The sequence below is a fragment of the Microbulbifer maximicatervae (SeqCode) genome, from assembly GCF_052467825.1.
The window spans coordinates 4,317,538-4,341,898 of record NZ_CP174327.1 but is presented as its reverse complement, the minus strand read 5'-3'; the positions used below and the strand labels follow the sequence as shown (position 1 = coordinate 4,341,898).

22 protein-coding genes are annotated in these 24,361 nt (G+C 47.5%); 17 read left to right on the top strand and 5 right to left on the bottom strand.

Annotated elements, in window-relative coordinates; translation table 11 throughout:
• Positions 1-56 precede the first annotated feature (56 nt).
• The 8 genes from ACJJII_RS19315 to ACJJII_RS19280 all read left to right on the top strand — a co-directional run bounded on the left by ACJJII_RS19315 (position 57) and on the right by ACJJII_RS19280 (position 7,059).
• Entirely contained in the window at positions 57-647 is a 591-nt protein-coding gene (locus ACJJII_RS19315) for a TetR/AcrR family transcriptional regulator (RefSeq protein ID WP_444912856.1), read from the top strand.
• A 119-nt stretch (positions 648-766) separates the two neighbouring features.
• Positions 767-1,798, top strand: coding sequence for an NADPH-dependent curcumin/dihydrocurcumin reductase (gene curA / locus ACJJII_RS19310; RefSeq protein ID WP_444897568.1), 1,032 nt, complete (start codon positions 767-769; stop codon positions 1,796-1,798).
• Positions 1,799-1,831: 33 nt separating this feature from the next.
• A complete protein-coding gene (locus ACJJII_RS19305) occupies positions 1,832-2,512 on the top strand; it encodes a type 1 glutamine amidotransferase domain-containing protein (RefSeq protein ID WP_444913550.1) in 681 nt (226 codons plus the stop codon).
• A 108-nt stretch (positions 2,513-2,620) separates the two neighbouring features.
• Entirely contained in the window at positions 2,621-3,211 is a 591-nt protein-coding gene (gene nfuA, locus ACJJII_RS19300) for a Fe-S biogenesis protein NfuA (RefSeq protein WP_282933143.1), read from the top strand.
• Between the two features lie 256 nt (positions 3,212-3,467).
• Positions 3,468-4,340 (top strand): patatin-like phospholipase family protein, encoded by an 873-nt coding sequence (locus ACJJII_RS19295; protein ID WP_444897566.1) that lies wholly within the window; start codon positions 3,468-3,470, stop codon positions 4,338-4,340.
• A gap of 316 nt (positions 4,341-4,656) precedes the next feature.
• Positions 4,657-5,526 carry a patatin-like phospholipase family protein gene (locus tag ACJJII_RS19290; protein WP_413665511.1) on the top strand — a complete coding sequence of 290 codons (870 nt, stop codon included), beginning with the start codon at positions 4,657-4,659 and terminating at the stop codon, positions 5,524-5,526.
• A 239-nt stretch (positions 5,527-5,765) separates the two neighbouring features.
• Positions 5,766-6,641, top strand: a complete 876-nt coding sequence (locus ACJJII_RS19285) for a patatin-like phospholipase family protein (protein WP_413665512.1) — start codon at positions 5,766-5,768, stop codon at positions 6,639-6,641.
• A complete protein-coding gene (locus tag ACJJII_RS19280; protein WP_413665513.1) occupies positions 6,625-7,059 on the top strand; it encodes a nuclear transport factor 2 family protein in 435 nt (144 codons plus the stop codon). The genes ACJJII_RS19285 and ACJJII_RS19280 overlap by 17 nt, the downstream gene beginning before the upstream one ends.
• Before the next feature lie 33 nt (positions 7,060-7,092).
• On the opposite strand, the gene ACJJII_RS19275 is transcribed toward ACJJII_RS19280, so the two are convergent.
• Both ACJJII_RS19275 and hrpB read right to left on the bottom strand, forming a co-directional pair.
• The gene (locus tag ACJJII_RS19275) at positions 7,093-8,088 is read right to left on the bottom strand and encodes an endo alpha-1,4 polygalactosaminidase (RefSeq protein ID WP_444917365.1); all 996 of its coding nucleotides are present in this window, start codon (positions 8,086-8,088) and stop codon (positions 7,093-7,095) included.
• 202 nt (positions 8,089-8,290) lie between these two features.
• Positions 8,291-10,855, bottom strand: coding sequence for an ATP-dependent helicase HrpB (hrpB, locus tag ACJJII_RS19270; RefSeq protein WP_444917364.1), 2,565 nt, complete (start codon positions 10,853-10,855; stop codon positions 8,291-8,293).
• Between the two features lie 125 nt (positions 10,856-10,980).
• On the opposite strand from hrpB, the gene ACJJII_RS19265 reads away from it, so the two are divergent.
• Entirely contained in the window at positions 10,981-11,445 is a 465-nt protein-coding gene (locus ACJJII_RS19265; RefSeq protein ID WP_444897561.1) for a cupin domain-containing protein, read from the top strand.
• Positions 11,446-11,645: 200 nt separating this feature from the next.
• Complete coding sequence (locus tag ACJJII_RS19260; protein ID WP_444917363.1) at positions 11,646-12,596, top strand: D-alanine--D-alanine ligase family protein; 951 nt, start codon at positions 11,646-11,648, stop codon at positions 12,594-12,596.
• 152 nt (positions 12,597-12,748) lie between these two features.
• Here the strand turns inward: ACJJII_RS19260 and ACJJII_RS19255 are convergent, their stop codons facing one another.
• Entirely contained in the window at positions 12,749-13,867 is a 1,119-nt protein-coding gene (locus tag ACJJII_RS19255; protein ID WP_444917362.1) for a KamA family radical SAM protein, read from the bottom strand.
• 997 nt (positions 13,868-14,864) lie between these two features.
• Here ACJJII_RS19255 and ACJJII_RS19250 point away from each other — a divergent pair.
• From ACJJII_RS19250 to ACJJII_RS19235, 4 genes are all read left to right on the top strand, one after another.
• A complete protein-coding gene (locus ACJJII_RS19250) occupies positions 14,865-15,194 on the top strand; it encodes a DMT family transporter (RefSeq protein WP_413665519.1) in 330 nt (109 codons plus the stop codon).
• Between the two features lie 315 nt (positions 15,195-15,509).
• Positions 15,510-16,016 carry a DoxX family protein gene (locus tag ACJJII_RS19245; protein ID WP_444905513.1) on the top strand — a complete coding sequence of 169 codons (507 nt, stop codon included), beginning with the start codon at positions 15,510-15,512 and terminating at the stop codon, positions 16,014-16,016.
• 94 nt (positions 16,017-16,110) lie between these two features.
• Entirely contained in the window at positions 16,111-16,548 is a 438-nt protein-coding gene (locus ACJJII_RS19240; RefSeq protein ID WP_444917361.1) for a cupin domain-containing protein, read from the top strand.
• 174 nt (positions 16,549-16,722) lie between these two features.
• Positions 16,723-17,469 (top strand): putative adhesin, encoded by a 747-nt coding sequence (locus ACJJII_RS19235; RefSeq protein ID WP_413665522.1) that lies wholly within the window; start codon positions 16,723-16,725, stop codon positions 17,467-17,469.
• 174 nt (positions 17,470-17,643) lie between these two features.
• Here the strand turns inward: ACJJII_RS19235 and pcp are convergent, their stop codons facing one another.
• Both pcp and ACJJII_RS19225 read right to left on the bottom strand, forming a co-directional pair.
• A complete protein-coding gene (gene pcp / locus ACJJII_RS19230) occupies positions 17,644-18,312 on the bottom strand; it encodes a pyroglutamyl-peptidase I (protein WP_444913559.1) in 669 nt (222 codons plus the stop codon).
• 95 nt (positions 18,313-18,407) lie between these two features.
• Positions 18,408-18,827, bottom strand: a complete 420-nt coding sequence (locus ACJJII_RS19225; RefSeq protein WP_444913560.1) for an ester cyclase — start codon at positions 18,825-18,827, stop codon at positions 18,408-18,410.
• A 277-nt stretch (positions 18,828-19,104) separates the two neighbouring features.
• On the opposite strand from ACJJII_RS19225, the gene ACJJII_RS19220 reads away from it, so the two are divergent.
• The 3 genes from ACJJII_RS19220 (at position 19,105) to ACJJII_RS19210 (ending at position 24,345) form a co-directional block, all read left to right on the top strand.
• The gene (locus ACJJII_RS19220) at positions 19,105-20,472 is read left to right on the top strand and encodes an efflux RND transporter periplasmic adaptor subunit (RefSeq protein ID WP_444917360.1); all 1,368 of its coding nucleotides are present in this window, start codon (positions 19,105-19,107) and stop codon (positions 20,470-20,472) included.
• Complete coding sequence (locus ACJJII_RS19215; RefSeq protein ID WP_444917359.1) at positions 20,469-23,594, top strand: efflux RND transporter permease subunit; 3,126 nt, start codon at positions 20,469-20,471, stop codon at positions 23,592-23,594. The genes ACJJII_RS19220 and ACJJII_RS19215 overlap by 4 nt, the downstream gene beginning before the upstream one ends.
• A gap of 304 nt (positions 23,595-23,898) precedes the next feature.
• On the top strand, positions 23,899-24,345 hold the full coding sequence (locus ACJJII_RS19210) for a GNAT family N-acetyltransferase (RefSeq protein WP_444897554.1): 447 nt from the start codon (positions 23,899-23,901) through the stop codon (positions 24,343-24,345).
• Positions 24,346-24,361 lie beyond the last annotated feature (16 nt).

Here is a 24,361-nt window from a genome sequence, read left to right as displayed (position 1 = left end):
GCCTAATCACTATAAATCCCTAGACGACCGGTCTAGTTTTGCGTAGAGTGCTAGGCATGAAAAGCAGCTATGAAGATACTCGCCAACATTTGTTGGATACCGGTTATACCGTGATGGCCGTAAAAGGTTTCTCCGGTGTGGGTTTGAGTGAAATTCTCAAAACCGCCGGTGTGCCAAAGGGATCCTTTTATCACTACTTTAAGTCCAAGGAGCAATTTGGCGAGGCTCTGCTGGAAGATTATTTTCGCAGCTACCTGGAACAGATGGACGTTGGCTTTTCCTCCCGGGATCAATCTGCCGCCGATAATTTATTGGCCTATTTTGATGCTTGGCAGAAGAGTAGTGGGGAGCGTTACGATGCACACCGCTGCCTGGTGGTTAAGCTTAGCGCTGAGGTGGCAGACCTGTCTGAATCGATGCGGATTATCCTCAGAGATGGGACTGAGCATATTATTCAGAAGCTCCAGAATTGTATCGAGTTGGCAGGGGAAGACGGTTCTCTGCCTAGCACCCTCAATGCCCGTGCCACCGCAGCTTCCCTGTACCAGCTGTGGCTGGGAGCCAGCCTGTTGGCCAAGTTAAACCGCAACGATACGCCAATGGCAGAGGCGATGCTGGCGACCCAGGAGATACTGGGAAAACACTGAGTTTTTTACTGAGCCCGCGAGGGGAAAACCGTTGCGGGTATTTTTATGGCGCCATTCTAGACGACCGGTCTAATTTGGCGACTTTGACTTCCGTCTTATGAAGTTATGGAGAATAGAGAATGCAATCGAGCGATATAAACCGCCGCCTGGTATTGGCATCCCGCCCTGAAGGTGCCCCGACAACAGATAACTTCCGCCTGGAGCATGCCCCTGTGGTCAAGCCGGAGGTCGGCGAGGTGCTGTTGCGCACAGTATTCCTATCGCTCGATCCCTATATGAGAGGGCGAATGAGTGATGCGAAGTCCTACGCAGAGCCTGTTTCACTGGGAGAGACCATGGTTGGAGGGACGGTGAGCCGTGTGGTTGAGTCCCGATTGAATGGCTTCGAGGAGGGGGATTGGATACTCGGTTATAGCGGCTGGCAGGACTACGCCATTTCTGATGGTACCGGGTTGATTAATTTGGGTAAAAATCCGGATTACCCCTCCTTCTCCCTGGGAGTGCTGGGTATGCCGGGAATCACCGCCTACTTTGGTTTGCTAGAAATTGGGGAGCCAAAAGAAGGGGAGACTCTGGTAGTTGCAGCTGCTACCGGTCCTGTGGGGGCAACAGTTGGACAAATCGGCAAGTTGCAAGGGTGCCGGGTAATCGGTGTTGCTGGAGGTGAGGAAAAGTGTCGCTATGCGGTAGAGGAGTTGGGCTTCGACCTGTGCCTGGATCACCGCGCCGAAGATTTTGTCGATCAATTGGCTGCGGCTTGCCCTGACGGTATCGATATCTATTTTGAAAGTGTTGGTGGCAAGGTCTTTGATGCGGTGCAACCGCTATTAAATGATTTTGCGCGGATTCCTGTATGTGGGCTTATCTCTCAGTACAACGCAACCTCATTGCCGCAAGGCCCGGATCGGACCAGTTTGTTAATGCGGGATGTGCTGACCAAACGCTTGAAAATCCAAGGCTTTATTATTTTCGATTACTACGAACGTTTTCATGAAGCGGTACGTACATTAAGTCAGTGGGTTGCGGAAGGCAGTATTAAATATCTTGAGGATATGGTCGAAGGGTTGGAAGAAACACCCAATGCATTTATCGGGCTTCTGGAAGGAAAGAACTTCGGCAAGTTAGTTGTGCGCATAGGAAATGATGATTGAAGCAAAGCTGACAAAGTTTATAAGGACAGAAATATGAAAATACTGATGGTTTTGACTTCCCACGATGAACTGGGGAATACCGGCAAGAAAACGGGGTTTTGGCTGGAGGAGTTTGCCGCACCTTACTACATCTTCAAGGACGCCGGTGCTGAAGTGACCCTGGCCTCTCCAAAAGGCGGGCAGCCGCCTCTCGATCCCAAGAGTGATGAGCCAGATTTTCAGACGGAGGCGACTCATCGCTTTCAGGCTGACGCCGATGCTCAGCAGGTTCTGGCCAATACCCACAAATTGGCTGATATGAATGAGTCTGATTTTGATGCAGTCTTTTATCCCGGTGGCCATGGTCCCTTGTGGGATCTTGCGGAAGATCCGGTCTCAATTGCACTGATTGAGAACTTTTTTGCCGCAGACAAGCCGATCGGTGCTGTGTGCCATGCTCCGGGCATTTTCCGTCATACACGCCGCCAGGATGGCGCTTACCTGGTGTCGGGAAAAGGTGTGACCGGGTTTGCCAACTCGGAAGAGGCTGCGGTTGAACTGGTGGATGTCGTGCCTTTCCTGGTTGAGGATATGCTCAAGGGAAATGGTGGAAACTACTCCAAAAGTGGTGATTGGGCACCCTACGTAGTGGTAGACGGCAAACTGGTAACTGGTCAAAATCCGGCCTCTTCAGAGGAAACCGCCCAGACTCTTATGGGATTTATCCCCACCTAGGAGAGTGGTGAGGCTGGTCGGTCGAAAGGGTTCCAACTGACCGGTTTCCCTTGAGTCTTTCTGAGAGTAGAATACCCGACAAAGAAGCTTGGTTATTTGAGAGCCTATATGTCTGATTTGAATGTCACTATTACTGAACCCGCTCAGGAATACCTGAAAGAGCTGTTGGCCAAACAGGACTGTGAGGGAATTGCCATTCGCATGTTTGTTTCCAGTCCCGGCACGCCTAACGCCGAGACTTGTATCGCCTACTGCCGCCCGGGAGAGGAGGAAGAAGGTGATGTGATGTTGGAAATGAACGGTCTCAAAGCTTACTTCGAAGGGCGCAGCGTTCCCTATCTGGATGATGCTCGGGTCGATTACTCTTCGGACAAGATGGGCGGGCAGTTGACGATTCGCGCGCCCAACTCCCGTATGCCGAAAATTACTGACGACAGCCCTATCCAGGATCGTATTAACTATGTTTTGTACAACGAGGTTAATCCGGGCCTGGCAGCTCACGGTGGCCAGGTAAGCCTGGTAGAAGTGACCGAGGATATGTTTGCTGTGTTGAAGTTTGGTGGCGGCTGTCAGGGTTGTGGCATGGTTGATATGACCTTAAAGGAAGGCGTGGAAAAGACTCTCAAAGAGAAAATCCCCGAATTAGCAGGCGTGAAAGATATTACTGACCACACCGACAAGTCCCAGGCTTACTACTGAGTTCCTGAGACCATTCTGAGTCGGCCAAGTGGCTCAAAAGAAAAAGGCGAACCTTGTGTTCGCCTTTTTTATTGCAGTGAACCTCTCAGGTTAGATCCCGCGTAAGCCTCCCTACGAACTACTCCCACACTGTATATATTTGAAATATTCCTCGGTGCTTTTGAGGCGCTGGGGCAATGTAAAGTGCCGGTGCAGCGATCCAGTGATTGGTCATGCTTGTGATTGCTTGTGCGCCAACTCCAGGGAAGAACAATCTATGTTTGACCAAGTGGTGTTTGCCGGTGGCGGCGTGCGCTGTACCTGGCAGATCGGCTTTTGGGAGTCGGTTGCAAAGGAAATTGATCTGGCACCTCGGGTGGTCAGTGCAGTATCCGCTGGCTCCCTGGTTGCCAGCCTGGTTCTGATGGACAGGTCACTCGACGGGGTGGATTACTTCGTTTCGGCATTTAAGTCCAATGGGAAAAATATCCATTGGGGCAATATGTTTCGCAAGGACCCAGTATTCCCGCACTATACAATTTATCGGCGAGCATTAAGCGACTTATTTTCTGGAGGCTTTGATCAACTTAGGGAAGCCGCAGACCTACGTATAGGAGTCAGTACTTCGCCGAAATGGCTGCCTGGTCCAATCGCATTAATGATTGGAGCTGCGATTGATTACTCTGATACTTATATTTTCCCGAACCTTCACCCCACTACTGCACTTAAATTGGGCTTCCGCCAATCTTTTTATAAAGTTCGTCACTGTTCAGATCCGTCCCAGTTAGAGAAGCTGGTTATTACTTCATCCTGCACGCCACCTCTGACACCGCGTCTGAAGCAGGGCGGTGCAGAGGTATTGGATGGAGGGGTTGTAGATAGTGTGCCTATTGGTGGGCTGGATACTGGTGAAGGACGGGTGCTTATTTTGCTAACCCGACGTTTCCCGCAGCTGCCGGACCGTTTTACGGTACAAAAATTTAACCAGGAATGGACATATGTTCAGCCCTCTGGACATGTTCCACTTAACGTTTGGGATTTTGCCAGTCCGGAAGAGGTGAAAGATACTTTCCGTATGGGGATTGCAGATGGCCGTGCATTTTTAGCGGCACTGAGCGGCGAAGGGCGGTTAATTGAGAGTCCTCCCTGATGTGACTGGGGATATCTTGAATTACTGATTGGAAGGTTACGATCTTAAAGTTACTCATAGGTTTGCACTGAGTGTTGAGATAAAGACACCTTTAGTCTCAATGCCTAGTTGGTTTGAAAAGTGAAGCCTTTTTTATATCTATTTGTATCAAGGTGGTTGGCAGGTTTGCTGATTGTGATGCGTAATAGTTGGGAGAGAGCCATTAACTGTGATCTCGCTTTAACGCTTGGTGGCGATAGAGACAAAAACTCCTGCCTAAAATTAAAATCAAAAATACCCGTATCTATTTCGATAGCCTTTTTTAGAGGGTGTCGTCATGTTTGATCAAATGGTTTTTGGTGGCGGTGGAAGCCGTTGCACTTGGCAGCTTGGTTTTTTGTTATCCCTAAGTCGCGAATTACCGATCCGGCCGAAAGTTGTTTGTGCTGCATCCGGAGGCAGCATGGTAGCGGCACTCATGCTTACGGATCGCTGCCGTGAGGGTGTTAATTACTTTCACTCTGTTTGCAAAAAAAATGAAAGGAATTTCTACTGGAATAATTCATTCCGCAAAGAACCAATTTTTCCGCACTTTGAGATCTATCGCAAAGGGGTACATGAATTTTTTCACGATAGTCTTGAGCCTCTGCGTCAATCTGCCGACCTCAGAATTGCAGTGACTTATCCCCCGGAATGGTTGCCTGTGCCTCTCGCTCTAACGCTGGGGCTGGCAATTTTCTACTCTAACAAACACATCTTTCACGACTTGCATCCAAATACAGCGTTACATCTTGGGTTCCGCCAAATGTTTCACCCCGTGAGTAAATGCAAAGATGGGACAGATCTTGAGCAGCTTATTTTGAGTTCCTGCTGCGCCCCCCCCATATCCCCAAGGTTGTCGCTTGATGGTGCAGAGGTGCTGGATGGAGCTCTGGTAGGTAATGCTCCGGTCGCCGGATTGGATGCTAGCAAAGGGCGGGTTCTGATTTTGGATACAGGGAGCTTTCCACACCTACCGAACAGTTTCAGTGTGCAAAGGGGGGATCAGGTGTGGACTTATGTTCAGCCTTCCAGTCCGTTGCCCATCGGGATGTGGAATTTTGCTGACCCCAGTGCGATGAGGCACACCTTGAAAATTGGGGTTGCAGACGGTTATGCCTTTCTCGATGCGCTGGTGTCCGGTAAAGAACGCCTGGTGGAAATTTGAGTATTCAGTGAGTTCAGGATCAAGACGATCAGTTGCACAATGCTTGTGATTCGATTAGCTTATGCAATTAGTTGCATATTGTTGTCGTCATCAATATGTCATCATGAAGGCTGAAACTAATTGGTCAAAAGTGTCGGCGGTAACGCAAAGAGCGGCCTGAAACTGCACTTGAGAGGATGTAAAACACAGAATGGACTCAGGAAGTTCCAGCCGGAAGGCTGCTGCAGGGAAGCGCGATCATGTTTGACCAAGTTGTTTTTGCCGGTGGTGGTGGGCGATGTACCTGGCAGATTGGCTTTTGGGAGTCCATAGCCAACGAAATTAGTCTTTCCCCGAAGGTGGTTACTGCGGTTTCGGCAGGGGGCCTAATGTCGAGCCTGGTGCTGATGGGTAAGACGGAGGAGGCTCGAGAGCATTTTTGGACCGCATTCGAGACTAATGAAAAAAATGCTTATTGGGGAAACCTTTTTGGTAAAGAACCTGTGTTCCCCCAATATGGAATCTACCGCAATGCGATGTTAGAACTGTTTCGCGATGGACTGGAGACCCTTCAGCAGGGCGCAGAGTTGCGAATTGCGGTTGTTCACCCACCAAAAGGTCTATCTGGAGGTTTGGCTTTTGGAGTGGGGGCCATGGCCTACTATGCTGATAAGCATTTTTTACGCAGTCTTCACCCCAAGATCGCCCAGCGCTTAGGTTTTAAGCAGCAATTTTATCGAGCCCGGGATTGTTCCAGTATTGAGGAGTTGGTGGACCTGATTTTGTGCTCCTCCTGTACGCCGCCATTCACGCCAAGACTTAAGTTGCGGGGGCGAACAGCACTCGATGGTGGGGTGGTAGATAATATCCCGGTGGCAGGATTGGATGATGGAAAGGGAAGGGTGCTGGTGTTGTTGACCCGTCGTTACGACCAGTTCCCAGACATATTTACACAGCGCAAAGGCGATCAGGATTGGACTTATGTCCAGCCCTCGAAACCGCCATTCATCAGTGTTTGGGATTACACAAATCCTGAGCTAGCCCAAAAAACTTACGAGTTGGGGTGTGCTGATGGGAGAGAATTTTTACAAAAACAAGTGAGTGAAGAGGAAGTCTCCAATGAACAATTCCAATAATAAAATAGCGGAATCTATTGCCCTATGGCACGAGATGGTCGCTGCGCGAGATCTGAGTCGCTTACCAGCGATCGTTGCAGAAGATGCTGTTTTTCGTTCACCGGCATTTTTTAAGCCCTACCACAGCTCCGCTGCTGTGTGCCTGATTCTCAATACGGTGATGCAGGTTTTTGAGAGCTTTGAATACGACCGTGAATTTACTACCGAATCGGGACACGATCTGGCACTTGAATTCGCAGCCTCCATCGGTGATAAGAGTCTGAAGGGATTGGATATTATCCGCTTTAATGATGAAGGCAAGATTATTGAGTTTGAGGTGATGATACGCCCGCTCAACGCCCTGCAAAAATTGGCAGAGGAAATGTCCGGGCGGCTTTCCCAGTATGTGACTCAATATAAGGAAACTCAGCAGGCCTGATGCCTGCTGAGTTAAAGCGTTGGGGCCTAATGATTACTCATCGTCGGAATCGAAGTATTCAAATGCATCGATTCCATCCATATAGGCCCCATCGAATCCTGCATCAACGATCATATAAATATAAGAATCATCGTTGCCGAAGATAATTTTTTGCCAGCCCTCCTGCCAGTACTTCACGTAGTAATTACCTGGCTCGTCGGATATTTCCCCCAGTAGCCATTCGGGAGGGGTGTTGTACCAATACGATTTCCAGTAATAGCGATCGTCTTGTGCCTCGCCGACATTGACATAGGCCAGCACTAAGCGGCGCCCACCATTTTCTTTTTCCCTGAGCTGCTCAATTTGTTCTTCTGTGTAAGGTTGACCGTTAAAGAAGAAATCGATAATGAGTACGTCGTAATCGGTTTCACTCAGGGCATCAACAAAAGCTTGGGGTGTTGAAAAGTCAAGTGGGTCGGTGATATTAATAAAGTTACTGGCTTCTTCGAGGTCATCAATATCCCGGGAGTTGACGTTGAAGGGCTCATCTGGGTAAAGGGGGATACTGTCTAGATTTTCCTCGTCTGCGGCGAAAGAAATATACTCAGCCTCCTCGTTTTTCTCATATGACTCATCAATATCCCGCTCAATATTGGTGAAGTCCGTGATTAGGATTGTATCCCCTTCATCTTTCGCCAAGTCCAGGTAAGTTTGGAGGCGCTTGGTTTCTGACTCGCTGGTGGGCTCGTTGACAACACCATTTGCGCCAAAGAAGAGGGCCTCCTGTGCAATGCCGTCTGTAGCATCCAGGTAGGCTTCATCGACTGGACCAGTGGTAGTGGTTGTCGTAGTAATCAACTCAACCCCATTCTGGGGTACGATGAGAAAGTGACGGTTGATGCCCTTGGCGTAGGCGCTGATATCCTCTACCAGGTAACGCATTTCCTTATCGTACTTGATAGTTGACTGATTCAAATCATCGGGAAGATCATCGAGGCTACAGCCAAATATCAGTAATGGGCTGAGAGCTGCTAAGAGTATTCGGCGCAAAATACATCTCCATTGCTACGAGTTAGAGTTTGTTCTGGTTTTGGGGCGTCGCTGCGGGCCAAAATAATTCAGACTATCTCTATTGGCGCGAGTTCCTATCCCTTGCGGCAGCTTATGCTATCCGGTTGTTGCTGAATGTTAACTTAACCGCCGCCCAGAAAGTAATTTTGCTGCCTCAGAGGCAGTGAATCTAAAAAAAGAACTACCGTCCCATATCCATTCTCTTCTTCGTTTTAGTAGTAGCCTCAGCCGTCAGGGGATCATCGGGCCAATAGTGTTTCTGGTATTTGATACGCAGCTCCTTCTTTACCTCTTGGTAAGTATTGGCCCAGAAATTCACCAGGTCACGGGTAATTTGAACGGGGCGCCGTGCCGGAGAGAGCAAATGAATCATCAATGGATAGCGGTTTTTTAGAATTGTTGGAGTTTGTGCCAATCCAAATAGCTCCTGCAGGCGCACAGCCAAAACAGGTGGGGTTTCTCCGTAGTCGATTCTTATCCGGGAGCCACTGGGAACCAGGTAGTGACTGGGGGCCAAGTCATCGAGTTTTTGTTGCAGGTCCCACTCAAGCTGTCCGCGCAAGATGCTTTGCAAGTCAAGCTGCCCTAGCTGCTCAAGTTTGCTGAACCCCTGCAAATGAGGTAACAGCCAATCCTCCATGGTCTCCAATAGAGCCTCATCACTCCAGTTTGGTACTCGAGTGTCGCCAAGAAAATCCCCGCACTCTTCACTTTGGCGCAAAAATTCCACTCGAAAACGTAACTGGTTAGCTTCTGTGTTCCAGGGGAGGGAGGAGAGACCTTTCTTTCGTACGGCTTCTAATAATGCGCGACTGAGGGTCTCCGGTGGAATATCTGCTGCAGGCCGCTGGTGTAAAACCAGCGCCCCCAATTGCGTTTGCTGTAGGGCGACAGCGCGGCCGGTAGTCTCGTCCCAGCGAACTGAAATCTCTTCTTTGATCTGGGCGGCGAAATGCGACTTCAAAGCGGGCAGGGAAATCTCTGCTGCCAGCTGGATACTTGCATCTCGGCCCTGGCCATCCAGTTCGGCAATGACCAGGTATTCGCTTAAAGCTAGGGCGTCATCATGGGAGAAATGTGCGCCTCGGCCACTGGAGAGTAGAAACCGGCGGCCGGTATCACTGCGCGATTTCGCAATACGGTCTGGGTAGGCGAGTCCAAGCAGGGCACCAGTTTCATCGGAGTGATCGATACTCTGTGGTGCAGGACTTGAACTTGACTCAAATTTCTTTAATTGAGAGAGCCAGGTTTTAGACTGCTGGCGTACTCTGTGAGCAGTACCGCGATCTACCCGCCGATCGTTGCCTTGGGACTGCAGAGCCTGAATCCGTTTGCTAATGTCCCTATCCCATCGGGCTTCGCCACGAAAAATATCCCGTTCAGATAGTAGCGCTGCTAGCAGGCAGGCCTGTTCCTGCAATCCCCAGCTGACACTGGCAACTAACATATGTGCGAGGCGAGGGTGGGCGCCAAAAGCCAGCATGGTATTCCCGTGAGGGGTAATACGCAGTTTGTCATCCAGTGCCCCCAGTTGCTGCAAGAGCTGTTGGGCCTGGGCCATAGGTCCTGGGGGTGGTGTGTCGAGCCAGTTGAGCTCGCTGACATCGGTAACCCCCCATTTGGCTAATTCAAGTGCCAGGGGAGCCAGATCACTGCGGGTGATTTCCGCTGTATTATTGGTGCTCAATGACCGTTGCCGGCCCTCACTCCAGAGTCGCAGACAGTAGCCGGCGCTGAGGCGCCCGGCACGCCCTGTGCGCTGGTTAGCTGAGGCCTGGGAAATCGAGCTTGTCACCAAACGATTCATGCCACAGTTGGGATTAAAGCGCGATTCACGCATTAATCCTGAGTCGATAACTATTCGGATGCCCTCAATCGTCAGGCTGGTCTCGGCCACATTTGTAGCCAGTACGATTTTTCTCGTGCCTGGTGCCGTTGGTGCTATCGCCTGATCCTGCTGCTCACGGCTCAGATCCCCAAAAAGCGGTGCAATAATAATGCGGCCCTTTTCGGTTTCCTCAGATAGTCGCTCCCCCAATAAGCTCTCAACCTGTTTGATTTCGGCGACACCAGGAAGGAAGGCGAGAACACTACCTTCTTGTTTGCCTAAGGATGCGACAACTTTACTTGCCATCAAAGCTGGGATTTGTCGTTTGTCCTCGGGCTCTTCTCGTTGGTTTAAGTATTCAATATCGACGGGATAGCTGCGTCCTTCACTGGATATGATGGGTGCGTTATTTAGTAGTGAGGAGATGCCGCTGGTATCCAGGGTGGCAGACATCACCAGAATCTTGAGATCCTCGCGAAGATACTCCTGGGACTGAAGACATAAGGCGAGGGAGAGGTCGGCTTGCAGGCTGCGCTCATGAAATTCATCGAATATGACCAGAGCACTGGATGCCAATTCAGGGTCAGCCTGTAAGAGGCGCGTGAGAATTCCCTCGGTTACAACCAGGATGCGAGTCTTCTTGCTTGACTTCCGCTCGCCCCGGACCTGAAATCCAACGGTATCACCAACTTTCTCACCCAGCTGGTTAGCCATGCGCGCCGCTGCCGTTCTAGCGGCCAAACGTCGCGGCTCCAGCATAATAATATTCTTTCCGCTCAACCAAGGCTCATCTATTAATGCCAGTGGTACGGCGGTCGTTTTACCCGCTCCGGGGGGTGCCTGGAGCACGACATTACTATGCCCTCTCAAGGCCTGGAGCAGTTCGGGGAGGATACTGTGAATAGGTAACTCAGACATGGGCGCGATTATAGTGATTTCGCAACATCGGTGATACCAGCACTGTCCGGTAAGCTGGCTAGCTGCTGGCTGAACTATATTCTCCCGTAACTAGATGGTTGCTTCCCAGGAGAGAGGAGAGTGCGATGAGTGTGAATGTCCGGCGAGTTGTTACAGGGCACGACCCAGAGGGAAAGCCAGTAGTGCTCATAGATGATCAGGGTTTGCATACCAGTAGTTGGCGGCCTCATATGGTTCAGCAGCAGTTATGGACTACCCAGGACTTGCCCGTAGAGCTTTGTGAAGATGGTAGAGACAACGGCGGGAGAAAATTTGATGGAACTACGATTCCGGGAGGCTCGGTTTTTAAGGTCGTAGAATTTGGGCCGGGAGTTACGCCACGATCTCACCAAACTGACAGCATTGATTATGCGGTAGTGATGTCTGGGAATATCGAGATGGAAATGGGAGATGAGGTTGTTGTGAAGCTGTCTGCGGGAGATGCACTTGTCCAGCGGGGGACAGTTCATAATTGGGTCAATCGAGGTGAAGAACCTTGCGTGATAGCTTTTGTGCTAATTAGCTCTACGGGCAATACGGCATTTGGTTAGTTGTCTTTATTAATGGTTACTTGCAAGTACTTTCGACTTCAACCCTATCCAAAACTCAGTACTAATGAAGGTTATTAACTTCTTTTTTACGTTCACTTTTCCGGGTAGGGGCTGGGGGGCGTTAAAGTGAAAATCAGTTGCGTAGCTAATATTCCAGTCCAGCATTCGATAGATTGTGTAGTGGCAGCGGAGCATGATTGATGCGTATCGGTATAGTCTACGACCTTCGTGATGATTATCTCGGGATGGGGTTTAGTGAAGAGGACGTCGCTGAACTTGATTACCTGGAGACGATAGATGCGATTCACGATGCGCTTACCTGCGCAGGCCACCATATCGAACGGGTCGGCAATATTCACAGGTTGGCGCAGCAACTGGTTGAAGGTAACACCTGGGATCTGGTGTTCAATGTTGCCGAGGGGATGTATGGAACGGGGCGCGAAGCTCAGGTTCCCGCTTTGTTGGACGCCTGGAAGATACCGTACACATTTTCTGATCCATTTGCCAACACAGTGACCCTTAATAAGGAGATGACCAAACGCATATTGCGGGATATGGGTATACCAACGGCACAGTTTGCAGTTGTTCGAAGCGTTACAGATGTCAATCGAGTGGAGCTTGAATACCCTTTGATGACAAAGCCGCTCAGGGAGGGAACCAGTAAGGGGGTATCGCCTGAGTCCAAAGTTATCGACAAGGCAGCTTTGAAAAACCGATGTGAATACCTTTTGAATCGGTTTAATCAGCCAGTATTGGTTGAAACATTCCTACCTGGCCGAGAGTTTACTGTGGGCTTTTTGGGGACGGGTGCAACTGCCGAGTGCATTGGGGTGATGGAAAAGTTATTGGGCGATGAACCTGTGTATTACAAGTATGATGGAGCTTTCCCCGGCCGGCTGGTTGATGATGATCAGGCGCTAAAGGTCCGAGCAATTGCCCAGAAGACTTGGGAAGTACTTGAGTGTCGTGATGGCGGTCGAGTTGATATTCGCTATGATGCACAGGGGGCCCCCATGGTTATGGAGGTCAATGTCCTACCCGGTTTGCGGCCTGAAGTTTCTGAACTGCCCGTGATGTGTGAATTGGCGGGTATTCAGTATGGAGCCATGATCAACCGCATTGTGGAATCAGCTATAAGCAGTCATCTATAGATATCCTGGGTTCCGAAAAATTCTGCGATATATTGCGGTGCATACTGCCGTTGCCAAATACTTGGTGTTTTGGATATCTCAGGAACATCCAAAAGGCATCAGCGCAATTAATCTGTGACTTATGATTGCCTTCTCTGGTAGTTAGCACTTTGTTACTCCAGATATATACCCGTTTGCCCTCTGAAATTTCGAATGTGCCATTCGCCTTCGATATCGCTTTGTTTTACATATTCGTAGGGCATGACCGGGTTTTTGCCCAGCTCGGTAGTAAGTACATATTGAGGGACCGCAAAACCCGTGATGTGCCCCTGCAATGACTCATAAATCGCCTGCCCTTCCTTCAAGCTTGTCATAAAGTGAGAGACGCCGACCACATTATCGCAGTGATAGAGGTAATAGGGCCTAACTCGTATTTTTACCAGAGCGAGCATCAATTGGCGCATAACATCCGGTGAGTTATTCACGCCTTTTAAAAGCACTGTTTGATTTCCTACCGGAATGCCTGCTCTCAACAAGTGGTCGCATGCAGCGGCGGCTTCTTCAGTGACTTCTTTGGGGTGATTAAAGTGTGTGTTCAGCCACACCGGATGAAATGATGCGAGCATTTCGCACAATTCGTCGGTGATACGTTGGGGGGCCAGTACGGGAAAGCGTGAGCCAATACGAATAATTTCCACATGATTTATTGCCCTCAGCTTCTCCAATAGTCTGGCCAAGCGGTCGTTGGAATACATTAGTGGGTCGCCGCCGGTGAGTAATACATCGCGAATCTGTGGATGTGATTCTATGTAAGCAATATCCTCATCCCAGCTGGTTGCTTCGCCTTGTTCGAAATAACTTTCCGGGCCCACCGTTGTGGTGTGAAATTTCCTTGTGCAATGACGGCAATAAACAGGGCAAACAGACGTTACCAGAAAGATGACGCGATCCGGGTACTTATGTACGACGCGGTTGGTTTTACGAAAGTACTGATCACCTACAGGGTCAACGTCTGCACTGTCGGGTACGATGGTTTCCTCTAGTGAGGGAACTGCCTGCAATCTAATTGGACAATTAGGGTCGTCAGGGTCCATTAAAGAGGCGTAGTAGGGTGTAATACTCCACCGATAAATTCCCTTGAGCTGTTCGATAGCGTCGGATTCAGAAGTAGAAACATTGATCCATCGCTTCAGGCCATCTAATGTACTGATGCGATTGCGCATCTGCCAACGCCAATCAGACCAGGCGTCGTCAGAGTTTCCCGTTACGGAACGGACTATAATATTGCGCATAAGTATTGCCGCTTTGTTGTGCATTCATTTGTTGCTGATGGTCTGCCTCGATATCCGAGATTGTCTGTAAGGGGCTTGAACATGGATTGCCTGTGAAGCAATCATTATGTGTAATGAAATCTGTGGAAGGATTTGATGTTCGTAATGCCTCAAATCTCTGTAGGACTTTCTGCGATATTTTGAGCAGCCAACTTCTGAGCAACCAATTCCAGTGCATTTTGAGACCATACTACTTAGTTTCTTCAATACCCTTGTGAAGTAGGGGGGCTGTGTTTTATCTGCCGCCTTTCTAATAAAAAAAGAAGATGCGATTTTCAGCTGGTAGGTACGAAGAATACTGTTCTGTCGATAGCTTGGGAGAGAAGTGTTTTGCGCTCTAAACGCTAAATCGAGAAATTTGTAATCATCGCGATTGTATGCCTGTAGTAACACAGGTCTAAAAAGGGGTACGTCATTGGCGATATAGGGTGTAACCACACAAATTATACCAAGTATCGGTTTCACGATATTTCAATCCTATATCCCAAATATCGTTTAGTTGTTGCTCTATGCAACTTGCCTGCTACGTGAGGTAGATGTTATTTGGTCCGCACTCCTCTGTTTAATAAATATTTGCACACATTGAGTATTTTTCAACAAGTCAGTAATCGCTGGTATGGGGCCAATATGAGTGTAAAATTAGTCACGATTGTTTCTGGAGGAGTATAAAAAACAGCTGTAATACTACAATTAGATCTATTGGTATCGATAGGCTAGGTAGTTGTCGGGGCTGAAATCTAGCTCTTCTTTTATTGCTGATTTGTCAATGGGAAGACATGAGTTATCTTGGGTAGCCAGAGGGCTGACTGCTGACTGTAAAGTCCAGCATTGTATTTCGTACAGCCGCATAGTAAATAGCAGAATCCCCGCTATTTTCCAATAGCGCTATTCGTCATAAATTTGATAGTATCTAGCTGATCAAGTGATTTGACTACAATAAATTCTAATGGAGTAGAACTTGACCTATTTGTTTTTATTTTTTGCAATCATTACCGAAGTTACAGCTACCCTACTACTTAAGGCTTCCAACGGTTGGGAAAAGTGGTGGCTGGGAATGGCCTCTATCTTTTTTTATTCTCTGGCGAGTCTATTTCTTGCGTTTGTACTAAAAAATATGAATGTGGGAATGACTTATGCCATCTGGTCAGGCGTCGGTATTGCTCTTGTTTGTGCAGCTTCTGTGGTTATTTGGCAGCAAAAGTTTGACGTATACGCTGTGAGTGGAGTTGCTTTGATATTTATGGGTACGGCTCTAATTACTATAAAATCCACTGTGTTTGAGCAGTAGCTTTTTCCTACAGCTTTTATAGGGCGGCTTTACTCAGAGAAAGGCCGGTGAGATTGGATTTACGGTGTAAATGCATCAATGAATTGCTGGCCTCCTCCGAAGAATAGGTTTGGGGCATTCTTTGAAGTGCCTCTTTTGTCATTTAGGTAAACCTGGTTTACCGCAATAATATATATGGTGTTGCGAATTAGGCAATTTTTGCGGTTCAACGGGGTGGGCTTGGCCTATTATTATAGATGACTGTAAACCCTTTTATGATATCTCTTAAAAAGGAAGGTATGGCTGTGGTTGAGTTGTGTGTTAAGGAAGTGTTATATGAAGCAGAGCACGCACGAAAGCTATGAGACTGCAGCTGATTTACAGTTGGCCTTGATTCGAATTTATATCGGGCTCAATTTTACCCATCATTTTGCTGAGAAGTTTGGTCTGCTGGGCGCAGACGCTTACAATTTTGTTGTTCATTATTTTGAGGGGATTGGATACTCATCCTCTATGGTGATTATCTCTGGTATTTGTGCGTTCTCTGCATTTGTTGGATTTACTTTCGGTTTGTTTACGCGGTTTGCCGCTGTTGGGACTGCTCTTTATTTGATGATTGCATTATTTGAAGGGCGGCATTATCTCGCAGGTTTTTCATGGGCAAGTCATGTCAGTGGTATAGATATTAGTGGAAATATACAAACCGTTTATGGTGGGTGGGAATACCCTCTTTTTTGGGCTTTTATTTGCTTATCTTTCGTGTTAACTGGTGGCAGAAAGTGGTCTGTAGATCAATATTTGAGGAAGACAAATTCTTCGGTGTTACAGTTTCTAAGTAGGTGATCTGGATTGTCTGAAACTAGGGTAACCTATGGATAATTAGTGATTTATCGATGAGGCAATTTTTAGCTTTTGCTGATGAGGTGAGATACTCGTAGTGCAAGAAGAAATCGTTCGCCAAGATTTTTATCATCTTTGGTATGATAAAAGAGGAAGGTCAAGAACCACTGTAGGACATTTTTCAGATTTTGAATTGATTCAATACTCCAATCCTGTGCCCGAATATCACTATCGTGATTTGCCTAAAGTTATTCGATGTGAGTTTGCAATTTTGCCTCCTGGGTGGAAAAGCGATTTTCACTCTACTCCGAACCCTCAATGGGTTATTACATTATCTGGCTGTTGGCGTACGACAACTCGGGACGGTGTTGAGGTGACATATAGGCCTGGAGATGTTCATTTTGGGGGAGATACGCCTGTTAATGGTATAGCTATTGACCAGCAGGGGCATTGTACGATTAATCCCTCCAAAACAGATCCCGCGAAATTACTTATATTAACTGTCGACTCTTTGCTTCCTACTCCTGAAGAGTGAGTATCTAATGGTTTGCCTGATAGACTCCGGATCATATTTCCTGTAGCTATTGAAAGCTATTTTTGATTAAAAAATCGCATATTTTAAACATTTACTTTGGCTGTTGGGTGGAATACGATTTTTCTCGAGATAATTCTATTTGTTAACTTAGGCTTTGAAAGCTGGGGAGGGTTTATGCCTGCAAAGGAGTTTTTCAGTAATGTCAAAAGTGCATTAAAGGATTATTTTGGTAATAAGGCAACAGCGCTTTGGCATACCTTTGATGATTCTGAAGTGGCGGTGGCAGGGAACTATCAGTGTATAGATCTTGATGGTCGTGCTTGGTTGTGGACTCCTCGTGGAATGACAACGAACCGATTAATTGTAACTGCTCACGGGTATCGCAGAACCACATCCAGTTTCAAAATAGAGCACAATGTTAACCTGCATTTTTACTCGCGTGATAAATTCAGTGTGAATGATCCTGGACTTGGGAGGTTTTATGATCGGGGGGCCAATTCTGTTGAAGATTTAGGTTTAAATGATACTTGTTTTAACTACATCCTGACGAAGTATACCAGTAGCGCTACTAATAGACACAATACTAACAATGAAACTTATACTTCGATTAATGCGATTATGTCTCACAATGATAGTGATAGTCGAAGACGCAGAATTCAGAATGCTAATAATATCGGAATGGTTGCCAAGGCAAATAGCATTCAGTCCTTTCAGCCGCCCAGTATTCTAACCATAAGAAATAGACAGTTTATGGCAGCTGTAAACCTGAAGTGGGTTTTGGATACCTTGGCGAAAAAGGGGCATCACTTTAATGACATTGATTGTCTCTTCTGTAGAAATACTCTTTGGACTGGCACAGTAGCTGTGATGTCGGGTCTGTCTGGAGGAGATAAATATAGTGATGATGTTGCTATAAATTAGTAGTACTAGAAGGGGTTGTTTTATAGTGTCGATATGGCCTTTTTTTTGCGGTAAGAGCATTTATTGATCTACTTGGTGCTTTGAATTATCTCGTTGATATTTCCTTCTTTGTATGTTGATTGCATAAAAATTACTAGCAGGAAGAATATGACCTTACTAAACAGTTCAATTTGATTAGATTTGTAAGTGAGAAGGGATCGGATCGTCAGTGTCCCGCGGGTTAGCTAGTGCGGCTTCAATGGCAGCCTGTATCCCAAGGGCGGCAGTTTCTTTTGACATGCTGGGATTGCCGATATTTTCGGGTAGTGCGGCAATCTGGGGTAGCTGAGGAAGGTGTATCCAGCCGGCGGGGATATTCAGCTGATTAGTTGCGATATAGTGAAGCGCGCCATACATCATATGGTTGCAACAAAAAGTACCCGCAGTATCAGAAATGTCGGCAGGAATACCAATATTGCGCATTGCCATAACCATTGCGCGGATAGGGAGTGTGCTGTGATAAGCGACAGGACCATTTTGTACAGTCGGCTCACCCTGCATTTCAACTCCCCGGTTATCTTTCAGGTTATATCTGGTGGAGTCATTATAATTTTGTGCAATTCGCTCAGCCGTAATGATTGCACGGCCACTGTACTCTCCTAACATCACCACTAATTGCGGTTCTATTTCTTCAATAGCATCTGTGACAACTTCAATGCTTTCAAAGAAATTGTTGGGTATCAAAAGACCATGAATATCACCATTGGCTATTCGTGTTCCGTCCAGCATACGCATAACTGACTCAGCTGGATTTATCGGTGTGTTACCAAAGGGCTCAAAGCCAGTCAATAAAACTTTTGCCATAGAGATATTATCGTAAGTAGATACAGAAAGATTGATATATTGTTAGTTGTCAAAGATAGCGTTGTGCAGGCTACCTTTGACTGGTTCGTGGTCGGCTATTCAACTAAACCTAATTGCTCCAGAAAAGTGTATTTATCCCAGTCCACCCAGCTTTCCACCATTTTTCCATCTTTATATCTATCGGTATGCACGCCAGTCCAACTGCTGGTTTTTCCTGTTGCGTCATACTGTAGGAATTTTCCCGTATGGGTGGCGGTTATCCTCCAGCGGGTGCAGACGTAATCGCCCTCAGAAATTTGCAGCAGAATTTCTAACTTTGTATTGGAGAATCCCTGGTGAAAATCTGCGACAAGTTGCTGCCATCCTTGTACTGTTAGCGCTGAAGTGTCGCCTCCAGCATAAGGCATTTGGTGATTTTTATAATCCGGTGATAAATAATCTGTCGCTTTGTCGGGGAAGTTGTCCCCCCACAATTCCAGTATCGCTTTTGATGTCTCTTTGTGATTGTTTGCCATTTTTGTCCCACTGTCAGTTAGGTCGGAATTTGGTAGCCCAAGCATAGTTCAGTGAATTTAAGGGGGGAGCGAATCGAAGTGGGATTAGATTCAATATTGATAGTCGATTGATATGAGTTGGCGCAGATTACATGATAAATAAATACATTGAGTAACTACTTTAAGCTTTATAGGGTGTTGTGCGTTCTGCGAACTTTAATAGAGTATTCAACTGCTGAGTTTTAGTGGAACTAGGCTTTTTAAGGTCTGGTTCGGCCAGTTCTTTATGGGTAAAACTATGACAAGTAGCGCAATCAAAGCCTTACTAAAGCGTCGTCGAATGCTACCCGTTTTGATACTTGGTGGAATTTTAATGGCAATGTCGCTGGTGGCCAGTAGACAGAAACCACTAAGATACGAAGGGCAAGTTCCGGAGCTGCTGGTGGAAGCCATCGAAGTGAAGCGAATGCCTATTCGAGCTGAAACTGTTGCTTTTGGAGAGGTGATGCCGAGCCTTATCCTTGAGGCAAACTCTGAAGTTGGTGGTCGAGTGGTTTCAGTGTCGGCTGATTTGGAACCTGGCGCAATAATATCTGCCGGGGCACCAATCCTAAATATTGACGAAACCAGCTATCAATTGGCCGTTGCTCAAGCGGAGAGTGACTTGGCTGTTTATCGCGCAAAATTGCAAGAACTGGAGGTTGAAAAGGCTAATAGCCAGCGTTCGTTGGAAATAGCTCAGAGGACACTGGAATTAGGGGAACAGGAATTACAGCGAAAAGAGCAGTTGGCGGTTAAGGGGATTGTTTCTCGCTCAGCGGCTGATGCGGAGGAGCAACGGGTATTGAAGTTGCGACAAGAAGTTGAACTTCAAAAGGGTAATCTCTCCCTATTTCTCACTCGTAGGCAGGTGATAAAGGCCCAGATAAGTCGTGCTGAAGCGCTGCTTGGTGAAAGTCGCTACCAGTTATCGCGAACCCGGATAAGCCTGCCCTATAACGTGCGGATCGGTGATGTCTATGTGGAGGCTGGCCAGTCTGTTGCCCATGGGACACCGCTTTTTGTCGCTTATGGGATGGATCAGGTGGAGGTTTCAGCCGAACTGACGATGGCTCAAATAGTGCCTCTTTTTCGGAGTATTGAATCTCCCAGTGATCAAACTCTCTCGCCTGACGACTTCTCAGATGCCTTATTGGGATTGGAGGCCAGGGTTGGATTGGTAGGTGGTATTAAACCGGTGGAATGGCGAGGCAGGGTAGTGAGAGTTGGAGGTACCATGGATACCACAAGCAGAACTCTATCCGTAGTGGTCGCAGTGGATAACCCTTATCGAAATATAGTAGCCGAGGGTCGGCCGCCCCTATTTCGTGGTATGTATGCCCGGATTAAGCTTATTGCACCTCCTTCGCCAGCTTTGGTTATCCCTCGCAGAGCCATGCATGAAGGGCGGGTCTACTTGGCTGAAAATAATCAATTGAAGATTCGTACCATAACGGTGGACTACTACCAGGGTGATCTAGCTGTTGTGCGCTCTGGCTTGGTGCCTGGAGATCAGGTGATAACTACTGATGTTATCCCAGCAATCAGCGGGACGGCAGTATCTGTCATCGATGTCAAAAAGGGAGTTTCAGACCTAGCCGTGGCAGCAGAGGAAGTTGGCGAGTGATTCGCTTTTTTGCGATCCACCCAACTGCTGCCAATTTGCTTATGGTGGGTTTAATGCTGGCTGGCTTTTTCGTATTACCGACGATGAAGCGAGAGACTATGCCGGAAATCGACAAGTTCGAAGTACAAGTCTCAGTATTTTATCCTGGTGCAGCTACCGCTGAGGTCGAAGACAGTATCTGTCTCCCCCTCGAAGAGGCAACGGATGGCATCCCATTTATTGATGAGCGCCGTTGTGAAGCTGCAGACAATCTTGGCGTGATGAAACTGAAAATGCAGGAAGCAGGTGATATGGGGCAGTTTCTTGCCGACATTGAATCTGCAGTAGATGCGATAGACTCCCTTCCTGCTGAGAGCGAAAGGCCAGTAATAGAAGAGCTGGGACGTACCCAGCCGGTGGTGAGTGTTGCCCTAAGCGCAGATTTGCCTTTGATCCAGCTCAACCAATTGGCCGAGCACTATCGCCGAGAGTTACTTCGTCATCCGTTGGTGCCCATTGTCAAAATTTCCGGTTTTTCAGACCATCAATTGCAAGTGGAAATTTCAGATTACAATTTGCGACAGTATGGATTGAGTGTTGCCGATCTTGCCGCAATTATCGATAAGCAGGCAATTGATATGCCCGCCGGTAAGGTAACTGCACCTGATCGGGAGTATCAGGTTCGTTTTACCGAAAAGCGGCGCACCGCAGCAGAGCTTGAAGAACTTATTGTTGTCAAAGGAGTGTCTGGCGCAGAGGTGCGATTGGGCGATATTGCCACTATCCACGACAGTTTTGAAAAGGAGGAGGACAAAATCACTTTTGATGGGCAGCGAGCCGCATTGCTTGTTGTTCAGAAAAACAGCGTGGATGACAGTTTGAGGGTGTTGGAAGCGGTTCGCGAATTTGTCCAGGCGGAAAATGCCCGTTTGCCGGAAGAAATGCGGTTGATTCTTACTCAGGATAGCGCCTCAATTGTTGCTGATCGTTTAAGGATGATTATTACCAACGCCTGGCAAGGGCTTATTCTTGTTGCGCTGACCCTTTATTTGTTTTTCAGTGGGCGATATGTGTTTTGGGTGGTGATGGGCTTGCCCGTTTCATTTCTCGGCGCCTTTGCTGTGATTACTGCTTTGGGTATCTCCATCAATATGATCAGCTTGGTGGGGTTGCTGATTGCAATTGGCATCTTGATGGATGATGCCATTGTGCTTTCGGAAAGTATCGCTACCGAATACCGGGATGGCCGTAAACCTCTTCAGGCGGTGGTTATCGGAACCAAGCGTGTTGCAAGGGGAGTTATCTCCTCATTTGTTACTACCGTGATCGTTTTTTCTGGATTAGCTTTTATCAAAGGGGATATGGGACAGGTCCTCAAAGTTTTGCCAGTTGTTTTGATCTCTGTACTAGTGGTTAGCCTGATTGAAGCCTTTCTTATTCTCCCCGCCCATTTGCGTCATGCTCTTTTGTACAAGGAAAACCCACCAGCCTGGAAAATCGCTTTTGCTCAGCGATTTGAGTTGTGGAGAGAGTATGTAGGGCGTGTCGCTGATAAAGCGGTGGAATATAGATATGCTTTTGTCGGCGGCGTAGTGGGACTATTTTTTGTTACGGTGAGTCTACTTCCTGCGGGGTTAGTTAAATTCCAAGGGTTTCCTACACTGGAGGGAGATTTACTACAGGCCCGAATTCTAATGCCCCAAGGAACCTCCCTCGTAGAAATGGAAAATCTGGTGGCGTATCAGAAGAAGGCCCTGTATTTAGCTGCTGAAAACCTCTCAGGGAAAGAGGTAGCGCCTCTTATCGAGCACATTAGTGTTACTTACGGGGTGAATGGCGATGCTTTTGAGAGTGGAGCTCATGTAGCCACAATAAATGTCGACCTACTGGCTGCAGAAGTTCGCCATACAAGTATCAGTGAGTTACGTCAGGCCTGGAGTAAGGCTGCTGGCGATATACCTGGTGCGATCGCGATTTTGTATAAGGAGCCATCGCCTGGTCCAGCTGGACGAGCTATTTACCTTCGCTTGGCCGGGCTGGATATTGATCAGCTAAAAGGAATATCTATACGTCTACAAAACTGGCTGCGCAGTTACGAAGGAGTGGTGAATGTACTGGATGACCTGCGTCCTGGTAAGCCACAGCTGACGGTCCGAATGCGGGAGGGGGTTTATGCTTCTGGTATTGATGCCAGTGTTGTGGCCACTCAATTGAGAGCTGCCTATCAGGGCACAGAGATTGATGAAGTGCAGTATCAGGGAGAGACCTACGAAATTCGTGTTCGAATGGATGAGCCATCTCGCAGTGCGCTGTCACGATTTGATGAGCTTGTCATTATTCACCCTGAGACAAGACAGCGTGTACCTTTGATGGCAATTGCCGATATTGAAATGCACCGGGACTATGCGCGTATCCAGAGAATTAATGGTGAGCGTGTTGTTACGGTCTTTGCAGATGTTTTTACAGAGAGGGCCAATGCCAGTGAAATCCTGCTGGATACCCAACAGAACTTTTTTGCACCATTGGAGCAGGAATTTCCGGGCCTAAGGGTAACCATGAAGGGAGAGATTGAAAATAGTCTCATTACAGGTCTATCGATGGGTAAGGCCTTGTTGATCGGGGCAATAGGAATCTATTTACTACTGTCGCTTCAATTTCGTAGTTATACCGAACCTGTAATTGTGATGATGGCGATTCCCCTGGCTTTAATAGGTGTAGTCTGGGGACATATTATTATGGGGCAGAATATGACGATGCCCAGCATGATGGGATTTGTCTCTCTCACTGGAATTGTGGTGAATGATTCAATCCTGTTAGTAGAGTTTGTGAAGCTTCGCGTCCGAAAGGGAATGGACGTTCACACGGCGGCAAGTCAAGCCAGTCGCGACCGGTTCAGGGCTATTTTTCTTACCTCACTGACAACAGTAGCCGGCTTGCTGCCACTGATGTTCGAAACCAGTCTTCAAGCCCAGATACTGATTCCACTGGTAACCAGTATTGTATTTGGGATAAGTAGTTCAACCGTTTTGATTCTGTTAGTCCTGCCAGCCCTTTATGGCATTCTCAAGGACTTTGGCTTAACTGAGCGAATTCAGGAGCCGCTAGATCGATTACCTGAAGATATCGCCGCTTCTACGACCTAAAGCACCCAGATAATCTTGGTTGTTGAAGTGAAAAAGTAGCCGAAATGAGTGGTAGAAGAAGGAAGACAAAAGAGAAGGCAGTGGTAATACTTTGAGCTCCAGGAAGAATTATTCATCAATTCTTAATTAGCGCACTTGTACGAGTATCCAACATAGGGTTTCGGAGTTGTTTTAATAAGTAGTCGAATGTTTCATGTACGTCACGGAATAAGTAGCGAATAGTCCTTGTTGTCCCCCGTACTTCAACTGATAATCAGGAAGATAAATTTGAACTTGCCTTCTTTTGTACAGATTCACTCTCAAAATGATTAGAAAATACAATAAAAATGACTATCCAAGTGTGCTGGATATATATGCCCGTTCAAAACTCGATGAGCTACGGTTTGAAAACCGGAGTTTCAATCTGCTGCCGCTGGATAAAGATCAAAAACGTTTGGCCCAGCTGATGGAGTCGGATATTTATGTGTACGAAAAAGGTGATGTTCTTGGCTATGGTGCGCGATATAAGAATGAGATTCGTGCACTGTTTGTGCATCCTTCGTTTAGAGGTCAGGGGGTAGGGCGGGAGTTGCTGGAGTACCTGTTAGGGGAAATCAGTGGCGCTGTACACCTGCAGGTTGCCAAAACCAACGACCCGGTGAAAAACCTGTATCGCAAATATGGTTTTGTGGTGACCAGGGAGCTGCAAACTACCTACAGTGGGGTCCCTGTACTTGCCAATGAGATGGTTCGCCCCCCCAGCGCCAACTAAATACACAAACACCTAT